Origin of the sequence: Mesorhizobium sp. (assembly GCF_041661565.1) — a bacterium.
Lineage (GTDB): Bacteria > Pseudomonadota > Alphaproteobacteria > Rhizobiales > Rhizobiaceae > Mesorhizobium.
This window is the reverse complement of sequence record NZ_JBAZUD010000141.1, coordinates 1-12,904: the sequence shown is the minus strand read 5'-3', so window position 1 is coordinate 12,904 and position 12,904 is coordinate 1. Positions and strand designations below refer to the sequence as shown.

Sequence of the window (12,904 nt, the reverse complement as noted above, 5' to 3'; positions counted from 1 at the left end):
ATGCACGAGGTCGCCGGCGCTTTCTATGCCGTTCCGGCTGTTCACGAAGACGCGTGCCCGCGCGATCGCCTCCTCGTCGCATTCGCGCATGGAGGGAAGATAGGATCCGACGAGATCGAGATGGGCGCCTGGTTTCAGCAGCCGGCCCTTGACCAGGGGCTGCTCCGACATGGTGACGCAGGAAATGATATCGTGCTCCGCGACAGCGCGGTCGAGGTCCGTGACCGCCTCGGCGGGCAGGCCCAGTCCGCTCAGACGAGAGGCCACCGCAACTGCGCGCTCCCCGGTCCGGTTCCAGATGCGCACCGCTTCGATCGACGGCCGCGCCGCGCAATGCGCCAGCGCCATGTGGGGCGCCAGGCCGCCGGCGCCTACGATCAGCAGGCTTTTGGCGTCTGGGCGGGCGAGAAACCTTGCGCCCAGGGCGGAATCCGCCGCCGTCTTGCGAAACGTCATGGCCTCGCCATCGGCGACCAGCAATGGCGTGCCGGTCCCGCCGCTGAACGCGCAGACCAGGCCCTGGACGGAAGCCTGCGGAGGGCTGAGGCGCGTGTTGCGTGGAAACACGCCCACCAGCTTGACGGCGATCAGCCTGTCCCGCTGCCAGCCGACGAGGGCGATGAACTGGTTTTCCCCAGGCCCGGGTTCATCCGTCACCATCACGGCGCTGTCCGGCGTCTCGGCGCGAAGACTTGCCTGGAACCAATCGATGAGGTCGCCATAGGGCAACAGGCGATGGACGTCGGTTTTCTCGACAAAGTGCATGCCGCTCACGCCTTTCCGTAGAAGAAGTGCGTGGATTGGCGGAAATGGTCGACCTGCTCTTGCCGGGCCGCGTCATCCCAGCCCAGGAGAGGAGCCGCGATCCGCGCGGTCTCTTCCGCGAGGTCGAGTCCCAGGTCAGGGTTCCATCCCATCATGAGCCGCCTGCGCAGGATGCCCGCAAGGCTGATGGCCTGCTCCTGCTCGACCGCCCATCGCACCGCGGCCGGCGAGAATACGGTGCAATCGGGCATCGCGGGCACCGTGTAGTCGATCGCGCGAGCTGCGCCGCTCGGCGCCAGATGCTTGCCGATCGCGCGGGTGATGCGGCGTCCGGCATCGCGGTGGGTCATGAAAAGGCCGCCCGTGAAGACCACGAAGTTCGGCAGGCCCTGGGCGTGGAGATCGTGCTCCATGACATCCAGCGAGCCGAGCGCGGAAGTGCCGAAGGCCGTTCGCGGGCGCACGCCCGCCCAGGAGTAGAGCACGTCGTCGCGGCCCAGATTCAGGTCGGGAAACAGCGCATTGAGTTCGCCCATGATGGCGCCGATATCGTCCTCGGACGCGCGGAAATCCTCCCGGCGACCCTCCGCCGGGCTATCCCATGGGCCGACATAGTGAAGACCACCCCAAGGGATGATGTAGAACGGCATTCCCGACCGGGTGACCGTGTCGAAGCCGATGCCGCGGAATTGGTCCGGCAGCTTCAGCACGATATTGGCGCCCTTGGCGCCCTTGTTGAGAACAGGACCGTTGCGGCGGGCCAGGCGGGTTATCTCGTCGACCCAGACGCCCGCCGTATTGGCGATCGCGCGGGCCGTTATGGTGACGAGGCTGCCGTCGCGCCGGCGCGCTTCAATCCGCCACAGGCCGCCCTTGCGCTCGAGGGCGATGACCTCGGTATAGTTGCAGGCAGTCAGACCTTGCGCCCGCGCCTTGACGATCGCCTCGATGATGATGCGCTCGGGCCATTTGTATTGGTACTCGGTGAAGCTGATCGCGCCACGAAGCTGGTCATGGTCCGCGATCCCGCTGAACGCCGGCAGCTGCCGTGCCTCGGCCGGCGAATACACTTTGAGGTCCAGGGGCAGGCCATCGGCGCAGGCCGATAGCATGGCGAAGGCAATGCGAGCCTTGGAGATGCTGATGGCATTGGACGCCGTCAGCGGCACGAAGAAAGTGACCTTCTCCACGCGCTCGGGACAGGATCGCACGAATTCCGCCCGGCCGCGCATGGCACGGCGCGCCAGCTCCAGCGATTTCAAGGCGAACAGTGGATGGAAGAGGAAAGCGGTGATTGAACCGGATGCCGCCGAAAAATAGCTCAGACCGCAATGCTGCAGGCGGGAGGTCCGGCTGGACGTGCCCGAGCTGAAGTCGCCCCGCTCGAGCAGGATGGTCTTGTAGCCGGCAGCAACGAGATGCTGGGCGGCGGACGCGCCGATGATTCCTCCGCCGATGACGGCGACGTCATGGACGGTTTCGAGTTCTGACTGCGACATGGGGCGTTCGCCTGTGTTCGATTGGCGTTGGAAGCGGGGCTGGTGCAGCGGCAAGCCGCTGCACCAGCCCGACCTTGCTACATCCAGCGCGGCTCGCCGGTCTTGGCGGCCGACGCGTCGAGGCCGTACTTGACCAGCAGCTTTTCGATGAAACCGTTCTTATGCAGTTCGGCGATGTTGGCGTTCATCACTTCGAGCAGGGTGGGGTTTTCCTTGTTGAGCGGAAAGGCGCCCTGCCCCGGAAGGGTCGAGGACACGACGCGTTCGTCCGGCTCGGCCACGGCTGCCTTGAAGCCGTCGATCTCGCCCGATTGCGCCGCGATGATGGCGATGGAATAGCTTTCGACATAGGCATCGATGCGGCCGTTCTTGAGGTCCTGCTGGACATTGGCCACCACCGGATAGAGCCGCAGCTTCGCGCCATAGAGCTTCTTCAGGTCGGGAACCCACAAATTGCTCTGCAGCGTGCCGACGACCTTGCCCTCGAGGTCAGACAGCTTGGAGGCGCCATCCTTCGAGACGATACCCATCTGGTCCAGATAGAGCGGATCGGTCATGTTCATGACTTCCGACCGGGCCTTGGTGCGGTACCAGTCGCCCACCGTGACGTCCGCCTTGCCGGTCTGCACATAATTCAGCGCGGCCGCGGCGTCGACGATCACCGCCTCGATCTTCAGGCATTCGCGCCTGGCGATCTCCTTCAGCAACTCGCCATCGATGCCGGAAACCGTCCCATCCGACTCGACGATCGAGTATGGCCGGTAGGTCTGGGCCGAGATCGTCAGGACACCGGGCTTGAGGGTCTTGAATTCGCGCGACGGCGTGCAGTCGGCCGCCGCCGATCCGATGCCTGACACCAGCGAGAGCGCCAGGATCGCGGCGCCAGCAATATAGTTTCGCATGTTAGTTCCCTTTCTGTGCTTGGTTTTTTTCAGGTTCGAGACCGCGTCGCGACCCTGTGTTCTATCCACCCGACAAGGATGGAAGCGGGGATGCAGATGGCTGCAAAGATGATGCCGGTGACCGTGTAGGCCGGGAAATACCGGAACGTGGTCGCGCCGATGTCGTTGGCCTGCGCCAGCACTTCCGGCAATGAGATGGCGAAGCAGAGCGCCGTGCTCTGGAACACGAGGATCGCGAATCCGAGCAGCGGCGGCAACGCGACCCAGAAGCCTTGCGGCAGGATCACGTATCGAAACGTGTCGGCGGCCGAGAGGTTGAGCGCCGTGCTCGCCTCGGATTGCCCCAGCGGCACGGCCTCGAGGCCGCCGCGAATGATTTCCGACGTATAGGCGCCGGTGCTCCACACAAGGCCGAGGATCGCCGAGGTGAATGAACTGAGCACCAGCCCACCCTGCGGCAGTCCGAAATACATGAACTGAAGCAGCACGAGTGCCGGAGCGCCCCTGCCGATCTCGACGAAAACAAGGGTCACATAGCGAATGGCCCTCGACCTGGACCTGACCGTCACCGCCCATAACAGGCCGAGCGGCACGCCGAGCACCAGCGTTATGAAGGTCAGTTGCAGGTTGATGACGAGGCCGTCCCAGAGCATCGGCAGCCAGGAGAGGATCATCCCCCACTCGGTTCCCATCCAGAGTTTGGTCATCGGGCGACCCTCCTCTTGAGCATTTCGCCAAGGTTGCGGGAGAGCCAGGCTATCGGCAGGCTTATGACGATGTAGCAGGCGCCAACCACGACCAGCGCCTCGAAGCCCTTGTATGTCATGTCGGTCACGTAGCGGCCCTGGAACGAGAGCTCCTGCAGGCCGATCGTCGAGGCGATCGATGTGTCCTTCAGCAGGCCGACCGCATAGGTGGCGATCGCCGGCAGGGAGACGACGAACATCTGCGGCAGCGTGACGTCGCGAAAATGGTGCCAGCGCGAAAGGTTGAGGGCGATGGCGGCCTCGTGATGGCCGAGCGGTATGGCGATGAGGCCGCCTCGGTAGATCTCGGCCATGTTGACCGCGCTGATCAGCCCGAAGCTGATGACGGCGGCGGTGAACGGGCTCACATCCACCACGTCGGCGCCCACCCCGAAGAACACCATGAACACCCACACGACCGGCGGCACGGAGCGCACCACGGCGATCAGCACGGTCGCGGCGACGCGGACCGGCGACAGCGGCGCAATGCGCATGAGCATGATCGGAAAGCCGAGCAGCATGCCGACCGCGAGCGACAGCACGGTGACGATGATCGTCCTAGGAATGCCTGAAATGATGAGGAAGACGTGGTCCCAGGTCATCGGTCGTTTACCGCCTTGAGGAACCGCCGGCCACGCTCGGACTGCGGCGCGCGGATGATGTCGGCGCTCTTGCCCTGCTCGATGATCTCGCCGTCGGCCATGATCACGACCCGGTCGGAAACGCTTTCCGCGAAGCGCATCTCGTGCGTGACGACCAGCATCGTCATGCCGCCCTCCGCCAGTTCCCGCATGACGCTGAGAACCTCGAGCCCGAGCTCGGGATCGAGCGCCGAGGTCGGCTCGTCGAACAGCATCACTTTCGGGCCGAGGGCCAGGGCGCGGGCGATGGCGATGCGCTGCTGCTGCCCGCCGGAACATTTGGCGGGATACTGCGCCGCCTTGTCGGAAAGCCCGACGCGCTCCAGGAGCTTGCGGGCCACCTGCTCCGCCTCCTTCTCGGACACGCCGAGCACGCGCACCTGCGGCAGGGAGATGTTGCGCAGCACGGTCATGTGCGGAAACAGGTTGAAGGACTGGAACACCATGCCGAGGTTTCGGCGCAGTTCCCGCACGCGGCGCACGCTGTCGTCGCGCCCGACTTCGATGCGGGTCTGGCCAACCCTGATCACCCCGCTCGTGGGATGCTCGATGTAGTTCAGGCATCGCAGCAGGGTCGATTTGCCCGAGCCGCTCGGCCCGATGACCGCGACGACCTCGCCCTCCTCGATGTCCAGGTTTATGCCGGGAAGGACCCTGTGGTCGCCATAGCACTTGCTCAAGTTCTGCAAGGAAATGATCGGTGTGGTCATGCCTGCAACTCCAGTCTGTTTTCCGGCGATGTCAGCGTGGGCGCTCATAGCGCCCGCACCAGGCGGGTCGCCTCGAAGATCGAGGCGTGCACGTTGCGGCTGGCGACGGCGTCGCCAATTCGGTAGAGGTCGAAGGCGCCGCCGGGATTGGCGACGATCGTTTGTGGCCGCAGGGCGACGAACGCCTGCTGGTCGAGTTCGCCATCGTTGCGCGACTGTGGCTTCAACGCGAAATACAGGTCCGCGATCGGCTGCGTTCCGGCTTCGAAGACGATCTGGTCGACTTCGCGTTCTTCCTCGCGGTCGGAGTGAATCTCACGCAGCACCGCGATCAGGGCATTGCCGTCGAGGTAGACCTCCGTGAGATCGTGGCTGGGCGACATGATGACGTTGCGCTCGTAGAGGCGCTTCATGAAGGTCACGCGTCCCGTGCGCCCGACCTCCTCGCCGATCATCTGGTCGGCGGTGACGATCTCGACCACGGCGCCGCGCTGCGAGATGTAGTCCGCGGCCGTCATCCCGACATGGTTGCCGGTGACGTCGAACAGCAGCACGTTCTTGCCCGGTGCGACCGCGCCCGACAATATCTGGCGTGCGCTGACAGCCATTTCGATCCCGGGAACCGCCGGCACCGCGGGCTCGCCGCCGGTCGCAATGATCACTGTGTCGGGTTGTTCGGCGAGGATCGTCTCCACGGTCGCCGCGCTGCCGTAGCGCACATCGACGCCAGCCTTCGTGATCTGCAGCTGCAGCCAGCGCACGATCCCGCTCATTCCAGCGCGCCAGTCGACGGTCGGCGCCAGGCGCATTTGACCGCCTGGGCGGTCCGACGCTTCGAAGAGGACGACCTGGTGCCCGGCAAGGGCGGCCGTGCGGGCCGCTTCCAGCCCGGCCGGGCCCGCCCCGGCGATCACCACTTTGCGCGGCGTCTGGCTGCGCTTGACCTTGTGCGTCAGGAATTGCTCGCGCGTCGTCACGGCATTCTGGATGCAGAGCATGTCGCGACCGCCGCCCGCTCGGTCGATGCAATAGTTGGCGCCGACGCACTGGCGCACGTCGTCCTCGCGCCCTTCCATCAATTTCTGGACGATATAGGGATCCGCGACATGGGCGCGCGTCATCGCGATCATGTCGACATGGCCTTCCTCGACGGCCCGGTTCGCAGTCGCCAGGTCGCGGATTGTCGAGCCATGGAAGACCGGGATGTCGACCTCGGACTTCACCGCGCTCGGCAGATGGAGAAACGCGCCCGAGGCGAAGCTGAGATCGGGAATCATGGCGTTGAGTCCCCGGAAATCATCGCCATGCGACTGGTAGACATTGACGAAATCGATCAGCCCCGAATTGCAGAAGCCGGTGATCACCTCCAGGCATTCCTTCTGGGTCAGGCCACCGCGTTGCAACTCGTCGCCCGCGATCCTCAGGCCGACGATGAAGCGGTCGCCGACGGCGGCGCGCACCGACTGAAGCACCTCCATGCCGAAGCGCATGCGGTTTTGCAGGCTGCCGCCATATTTGTCGACGCGATGGTTCAGCGCCGGCGAGATGAACGCATCGATCAGATGATGCGCCGAAGCGATGATCTCGCAACCGTCGAGCCCCGACTTCTTCAGGCGAAGCGCGGCCTCGCCGAAATTCGCGATGACGCGAGGGAAGTCGAAATCCTCCATCTCCTTCGCGTAGTGCCTGTGCATGGGCTCGCGCGTCGAGGACGGGTTGATGAGAGGCAGCCAGTCGACGCTGTCCCACGCGCCGCGACGGCCGATATGCGTGATCTGGCACATGATGGCCGCGCCTTCGGCGTGCACGCGATCGGCGAATTGGCGCATGTACGGAATGACCCGGTCGTCCGCCACGGAGATCTGGTTGAAGGACAGCGGCGAATCGAGGGAAACCGACGATGACCCGCCGAACATCGTCAGGCCGATCCCGCCCTTGGCCTTTTCGGCATGATAGAGCTGATAGCGTTCTCCCGGCATGCCGTCTTCGGCAAAGCCCGGCGCGTGCGACGTGGACATGATGCGATTTCGGAATGTCACATCCTTGATCGTCAACGGCTTTAGGAGTGCGTCGTATTTAGCCATGTGCTTCCTGCGCTTCCGCTTGGCGGCTTTCGCCGTCAAACGCTGCAACGTCCTTCAGGACGTTGATTCCCTTGAGAAAATTTATGATTTCGAGTGCTGCTGCTTCGGGCGTGATATCCGTCAGGGCTCGCTTTCCTGGCACGGTTGCCGATGTCTGGGCCGGCCGCAGGCGCGCCGGCCGCGGCCGCCGAGGCATGACCTCCCAGCCGGCACGGTCGCGGTCGGGCTCGGCGCTGCGTCGTTCGAGCTCGATCACGCCGCGTCTCATGCGGCCATAGGCGAATGGCGGCGGCGCGGGCGCGAGCGACCCCACGGCCAGAACCGCGGGTCCTTCCAGCGAATATCTCCGGCGCCGACCGGCGGGCTCGGCCTGCAGGACGCTGATCGCCGTGCCGCCGCAGACGATGTCCGCCACGTTGTCGATGACCGGCGCGCCAAGGCCTTGCGCGAGCAGGTAGGGCATCATCCCGCTGCCTTCTCCGGCCTCGGCAGTTTGCCCGCACAGGACCAGAATCGGCGTGCGGGCCGAAACGGCATCCATCAGGGCGGGGACGGCGTCATCCTGTTCGCTCATCGGGCCGAGCACGGTGATCGAAGGCAATCCCATGCCGAGATACTGGCCAAGAGCGGCGTCATCGGGCCGGCCCGCATGAATGGCCGACAGCGTCCAGCCTTCCGCCTGCAGCCGCAGCGCCATCCGCAGCGCCCGCGCGTCGCAGTCGGCGGCCCTTGTGCGCCCGCTCACCGGGTGGCGGCCGCTCGACAGGAGAAGAACAGCCGATCTCCTAGCCATGGGACGCTCCTCGAGCGCGGAGCAGAGCGGGCATCACCTGTTGCGCGTCGGCTATGATCGCGAGATCGGCGCGTTCGACCATTGCCGCGTGAAGGTCCGTGTTGACGGCGACGACATGGGTGCAGTTGCGGATCCCCTCCAGATGCTGGGGAGCGCCGGAAATGCCCAGGGCGACGTAGCAGTCCGCCCGTGCGACATGGCCGGACGCGCCGATCTGGCGGTCCCTAGGCAGATGGCCGGCGTCGCAGATCACCCGGCTGCCGGCAATCGTCGCGGCGAGGCCGCGGGCCGTCCTGCCGAACGTCTCGAAATCCGTCACTCCGTCGCCGGCACTGATGATGAACTGCGCTTCCTCGAGCGGCAGCATCGAGACATCGGAGTGCTGCGGGCCATGGTCCGTCACCCCTTCCGGGACGCCGGCCGGTTCCTGCAATTCGATCGGACGGGCCTCGCGACGGACGCCGGCGGCGATCGTCCGGCAGGCTGTCTCGCGGATGCTCATGATGCTCGCCATGGGGCGCCTGTATTCGCCACGGCCATCGGCTGTCGGCACCAGGATCTCATTGCCCCGGATCTGGGTCACGCCGAGCGCCGGACGAAGGCCGAGGGCGGCCGCGAGATATCTGGCCAACGCCGCGCCCTTCTTGTCGTGCGGAAGCATGATGCGATCGGGTCCGACCTGGCGGCAGGCGGCGAGAATCTCGGCGCGCTGGCGCATGGGCTCATCGCCCGCGACCTGGACGAGACGGTCCGCGCCAGCAGCGCCGGCGTCCCTCCCCGCCTCTCCGATACGGCACACGACGACGGCCATGTCCTTGTCTTCGGCGTCGCGGGCGAGTGCGACGAGTTCCTGCTCGCAATCCGGCCAGGCCTGCCGCGCGAAGGAAATGACCATCCGGTAGCGCGCAGGCGCCTCGACGCGAATGACAGCCGCGCCTGGAAGATTCTGTTCGCGTTGCATGGCCGGCGATGCCTGCGCCGGACCCGATTGCCTCTGCCCGGTTCGCAGGCTCGGCCCGGCAACAGACAAAGAGGCTGCGGCATTCGATGTTCGTGGCCTGGCTCCGCTGGGACCCATCGTCATCGCCTGCAAGTCGCGCTTCAGCCGCGGACGCTTGGCAACGAGGGGCAGGTCCGTGCGAGCGGCATTGTCACGCCGCCGGCGCACGCTCATGTCGGCCGGAGCGGCCGCTTCAACGCTCCTGTCGATGCGCGGACGGGTCATCGGCCGCCCTCCACGGCCTGAAGGACCAGTTCGGCGATGTCTCGGACGTCGGGGCGATCTCCCGGCACGCCTTCGAGCATCTGCGTGCATCCGGCACAGGCGACGGCCAGGATGCCCGCACCCGTCCGGCGCGCCTGATCCACCCGGATGTCGGGGATGCGCCGCTCGCTCGGAATCGCCGAGAGCGAACCGCCGCCGCCGCCGCCGCAGCATCTGGACCGGGAACGGCTCGTTTCCATCTCGACAAGATCGAAGCCGATCGCTTCCAGGATCGCCCTTGGCGCCTCGTATTCGCCGTTGTAGCGGCCGAGATAGCAGGGATCATGATAGGTTGCGCTGCCTTCCGCCTTGTGCGCGATGGGAAGGCGGCCGGCGGCGATGAGCTCGTTCAGCACATCGGTATGATGCCGCACGACGTATCGTCCGCCGAAGGCGGGATATTCGTTGCGCAGACAGTGGAGCGCATGCGGATCGGTGGTGACGATCTGCGCGAAGTCGTAGCGCGCGAGCGTCTCGATATTGGCACGCGCCAGCGCCTGGAAGGTAACCTCGTCCCCAACCCGCCGCGCTAGGTCGCCGCTGTCCTTCTCCTGCGCGCCAAGCACGGCGAAATCCACCCCTGCCTTGCGCAGGAGGCGGATGAAGGAACGCAGGATCTTCTGGCTGCGCCGGTCATAGGCGCCGTCCGATAGCCAGAGCAGCATATCGGTGCCGCCGACATCTGACAGGACAGGGAGCTTGAGGTCCGTCGCGAAGTCCAGGATCGTCGAGGTATCGGCGCCAGCCGTGGTGTCGGTCATGCGCAGGTTGGCGAGCGCCTCGTCGACCTTCGCGGGGACAGCGCCGCGCTCGAGCGTCTGGTGCCGGCGCATGTCGACGATCGCATCGACATGCTCGATCAGCATCGGGCATTCCTCGACGCAGGCGCGGCAAGTGGTGCAGGCCCAGAGCGTGTCCGGGTGGATCGCCGCCCCCTCTTCCCCGACGAGGTCCTGCCAGGCCGCTGTCGAGGTGTAGCCAGCGTCCATTCGCGGATGCGGGCTGCCGCGATATGCGGGCCGGCTCTCGACAGGCCGGATGCTGGCGGAAAGGTCGGCGATCAGTTTCTTGGGATTCAAAGGCAATCCCGCCGCAAAGGCAGGGCAGACCTGCTCGCACCGCCCGCATTGCACGCAGGCATCGAATGCAGCCAGCCTGTTCCATGCGAAATCGGCCGGCAGGTTGACGCCCAGTTGCGGCGCCTCCAGTGCCAGCGGCTTCAGGTCCGTCGATCGTCCCTCGAACCGTTGCGGGCGTGGATGGCTGACGAGATGCACCGCTCCCGCGAAAGCATGGCGCATGGGGCCCGTGCCGACCATATTGGCCAGCCGCCACAATCCGAAAATCCCCGTTACCGCCAGGATCGCCACCAGGGCCTGGTCGAGCCCCGGCGCGCTGGCCTGGCTGGCCATGGAAGCCGCCGCGAAGAACAGGCACGTCGTCGCGAACAGATACCGCAGCGTATCGTATCGGCCCGACGACAGGCGGCTCGGGTGGCCGGCTCGCCGCCGGGCCTGCAGCCAGATGCCGTACGCCAGCGCCAGGATAAGCAAAAGACTGAGGCCGGCAAGCGGCAGGGTGATCGACCGCGTGACCCCGGCGATCGCCAACAGCGCATTCATGGCGGTCACAAAGAGCAGTGCAAGAAAGCCGCCCGCCGTATAGACATGCATCCGGGCCGACAGTGGCTCGCGCGCCACCAGGTGATGGACATCGACGAAATAGCGGCGCGCCAGACGCGTAACCGCGGCCCAGCCGGACAAGGCCTCACGGCCTTTGTGCCACAGTATCCACGTCTGGCATGCACGAGACACGACAATAGCCAGCGCGCCACTGTATAAAACGATGACGACGAAATTCGACATTCCACTTGACCACAGACACCGTTGCGACGTCGCGCAAACGCGGACGACGCTCGGCTTTCCCCATTTTTATTTAGTTCCAAATGGAACGATATTGAGAGCACCTCACCTTGTCAACTCGATTTTTGGAGCGACAGGCGGGGGTATCGGACTTGGTGGATAGCTTGCTAAAAGTATGAGTCGACGCAAACCGTGGGGAGCGGCTGCCGGGTGGTCCCGGAGGTCGGGTTAGGCAATCCTCGCAGGGGCGCCGCGAGAATTAAGGTGGAGATGTTTGCCCGTGTTGAGCCCGCATGACGAAGAGATGATGGACGCGCCCGCCCTGGTCAGCGGGCATGATTTTGCCCAGGCGATGGCGATCTGTCTGTGGGCGAATTACTACTCTCTCAACAGCATATCCGAGACGGAAAAGGAGTTCCTTCTCAACAGGGATGACTGCAACGTTCTTCTGACCTTGTGGCGATGCAAGAAGATGACCGCCACGGACATAAGCTTCCTCAATGGACGGCCGAAGAATTCCATTGGCCGTGCGGTGAAGCGCCTGCTCGACCGCAAGCTGATCAATACGACCGCGGACGACCAGGATTCGCGAAAGAAACTCCTTCAAATCACCGATTCGGGATCTGAGATCGTCGAGGCCATGGCGCCCATCTTTATCCGGAACCAGGAATCCATGCTGTCGAGGCTTTCGAAAGCGCAGAGGAACAGCCTGCATTCCGCGTTCATCCGCACATTCACCGATCTGTCCCAATGGAACGCCGCCCGGGAAACCTAGGCTACCCCGCGTCGAACCGCCTTTCCGGAGGCAGTCGCTCAGCCCTGCGCGGTTGGGCGGATGACGATGCTTCCCACATCGACTTCGCGCGGCTGCTCGATCGCATAGAGAATGCCTCGCGCAATCGCGTCGGGCGGGATCGCGATTGACCCGAGACGTTCCTCGATCATTTTCCTCGTCGCTTGATCGGTGATGCTGTCGACGAAATTCGTGTCGATCATCCCCGGGGACACTTCCGTCACGCGGAGGTGGGGGCCGGCCTCCTGCCTGAGGACCTCCGTCGCGGTGCGTACCGCGTTCTTGGTGGCGGCATAGACGCCCATTGTCGGCACGATCTGGATGCCCGCGGTCGAGACAACGTTGACCACATGCCCGCTCTCCTGCCTTGCGAACACGGGAAGGGCGGCGGCGATGCCGTAGAGCGTGCCGCGCAGATTGACATCGATCATGGCATCCCAGCCCTCGACGTCCAGTGCGTCGAACCGGGAGATCGGCCCGACCCCGGCGCAGTTGATGATGACGTCGAGCCTGCCGGCCCGTTCGACCGCGAACGCGACAAGCGCTTCGAGATCGTGCCGCCGGCGCACGTCGGTCGCCTTGGAGGCCGCCTTCCCGCCGCTTGCGGTGATGGCGTCCACGACCTCGTCGAGCGCGTCCTCCCGGCGCGCGCCCAGCACGACGAACGCGCCGTGCGAGGCCAGAAGCTTCGCGGTCGCCCGGCCGATGCCGCTGCTCGCGCCAGTGATGGCGACAACCTTGCCTTCGATACCCATCAGCAATCTCCTTTGGCATGGAGATAGGCAGGCGTTCAAAGATGGTCTATGTCTCATTGTCCATGGATTTGTCGCGATCGTCCAAGAGTC

The 12,904-nt window shown here is 65.0% G+C and carries 12 protein-coding genes; 1 reads left to right on the top strand and 11 read right to left on the bottom strand.

The window, feature by feature from the left end:
* The 10 genes from WC739_RS20745 to WC739_RS20700 all read right to left on the bottom strand — a co-directional run.
* On the bottom strand, positions 1 to 765 hold a 765-nt coding region (locus WC739_RS20745), incomplete at its 3' end, for an ornithine cyclodeaminase (protein WP_372954893.1).
* 5 nt (positions 766 to 770) lie between these two features.
* Positions 771 to 2,264, bottom strand: coding sequence for an FAD-dependent oxidoreductase (locus WC739_RS20740; RefSeq protein ID WP_372954891.1), 1,494 nt, complete (start codon positions 2,262 to 2,264; stop codon positions 771 to 773).
* A gap of 77 nt (positions 2,265 to 2,341) precedes the next feature.
* On the bottom strand, positions 2,342 to 3,166 hold the full coding sequence (locus WC739_RS20735; RefSeq protein ID WP_372954890.1) for a substrate-binding periplasmic protein: 825 nt from the start codon (positions 3,164 to 3,166) through the stop codon (positions 2,342 to 2,344).
* A 29-nt stretch (positions 3,167 to 3,195) separates the two neighbouring features.
* Positions 3,196 to 3,873: an amino acid ABC transporter permease gene (locus tag WC739_RS20730; protein ID WP_372954889.1), complete on the bottom strand. Its 678-nt coding sequence runs from the start codon at positions 3,871 to 3,873 to the stop codon at positions 3,196 to 3,198.
* Entirely contained in the window at positions 3,870 to 4,514 is a 645-nt protein-coding gene (locus WC739_RS20725) for an amino acid ABC transporter permease (protein WP_372954888.1), read from the bottom strand. The genes WC739_RS20730 and WC739_RS20725 overlap by 4 nt, the downstream gene beginning before the upstream one ends.
* On the bottom strand, positions 4,511 to 5,263 hold the full coding sequence (locus tag WC739_RS20720) for an amino acid ABC transporter ATP-binding protein (protein ID WP_372954887.1): 753 nt from the start codon (positions 5,261 to 5,263) through the stop codon (positions 4,511 to 4,513). Before WC739_RS20720 ends, WC739_RS20725 begins: the two co-directional genes overlap by 4 nt.
* A gap of 44 nt (positions 5,264 to 5,307) precedes the next feature.
* Complete coding sequence (locus WC739_RS20715; protein ID WP_372954886.1) at positions 5,308 to 7,347, bottom strand: FAD-dependent oxidoreductase; 2,040 nt, start codon at positions 7,345 to 7,347, stop codon at positions 5,308 to 5,310.
* A complete protein-coding gene (locus WC739_RS20710; protein ID WP_372954885.1) occupies positions 7,340 to 8,140 on the bottom strand; it encodes a hypothetical protein in 801 nt (266 codons plus the stop codon). Before WC739_RS20710 ends, WC739_RS20715 begins: the two co-directional genes overlap by 8 nt.
* On the bottom strand, positions 8,133 to 9,101 hold the full coding sequence (locus WC739_RS20705; protein WP_372954884.1) for an FAD-binding protein: 969 nt from the start codon (positions 9,099 to 9,101) through the stop codon (positions 8,133 to 8,135). The genes WC739_RS20710 and WC739_RS20705 overlap by 8 nt, the downstream gene beginning before the upstream one ends.
* 260 nt (positions 9,102 to 9,361) lie before the next feature.
* The gene (locus WC739_RS20700; RefSeq protein WP_372954883.1) at positions 9,362 to 11,269 is read right to left on the bottom strand and encodes a DUF3483 domain-containing protein; all 1,908 of its coding nucleotides are present in this window, start codon (positions 11,267 to 11,269) and stop codon (positions 9,362 to 9,364) included.
* A 280-nt stretch (positions 11,270 to 11,549) separates the two neighbouring features.
* Here WC739_RS20700 and WC739_RS20695 point away from each other — a divergent pair, with 280 nt between their 5' ends.
* A complete protein-coding gene (locus tag WC739_RS20695) occupies positions 11,550 to 12,041 on the top strand; it encodes a MarR family winged helix-turn-helix transcriptional regulator (protein ID WP_372954882.1) in 492 nt (163 codons plus the stop codon).
* A gap of 38 nt (positions 12,042 to 12,079) precedes the next feature.
* Here the strand turns inward: WC739_RS20695 and WC739_RS20690 are convergent, their stop codons facing one another.
* Positions 12,080 to 12,817 carry an SDR family oxidoreductase gene (locus WC739_RS20690; RefSeq protein ID WP_372954892.1) on the bottom strand — a complete coding sequence of 246 codons (738 nt, stop codon included), beginning with the start codon at positions 12,815 to 12,817 and terminating at the stop codon, positions 12,080 to 12,082.
* Positions 12,818 to 12,904 lie beyond the last annotated feature (87 nt).

Bases quoted from the DNA above. Each gene is read 5' to 3' on its own strand.
- WC739_RS20740 (WP_372954891.1), bottom strand. From the start codon at position 2,264: ATGTCGCAGTCAGAACTCGAAACCGTCCATGACGTCGCCGTCATCGGC.
- WC739_RS20735 (WP_372954890.1), bottom strand. From the start codon at position 3,166: ATGCGAAACTATATTGCTGGCGCCGCGATCCTGGCGCTCTCGCTGGTG.
- WC739_RS20730 (WP_372954889.1), bottom strand. From the start codon at position 3,873: ATGACCAAACTCTGGATGGGAACCGAGTGGGGGATGATCCTCTCCTGG.
- WC739_RS20725 (WP_372954888.1), bottom strand. From the start codon at position 4,514: ATGACCTGGGACCACGTCTTCCTCATCATTTCAGGCATTCCTAGGACG.
- WC739_RS20720 (WP_372954887.1), bottom strand. From the start codon at position 5,263: ATGACCACACCGATCATTTCCTTGCAGAACTTGAGCAAGTGCTATGGC.
- WC739_RS20715 (WP_372954886.1), bottom strand. From the start codon at position 7,347: ATGGCTAAATACGACGCACTCCTAAAGCCGTTGACGATCAAGGATGTG.
- WC739_RS20710 (WP_372954885.1), bottom strand. From the start codon at position 8,140: ATGGCTAGGAGATCGGCTGTTCTTCTCCTGTCGAGCGGCCGCCACCCG.
- WC739_RS20705 (WP_372954884.1), bottom strand. From the start codon at position 9,101: ATGCAACGCGAACAGAATCTTCCAGGCGCGGCTGTCATTCGCGTCGAG.
- WC739_RS20700 (WP_372954883.1), bottom strand. From the start codon at position 11,269: ATGTCGAATTTCGTCGTCATCGTTTTATACAGTGGCGCGCTGGCTATT.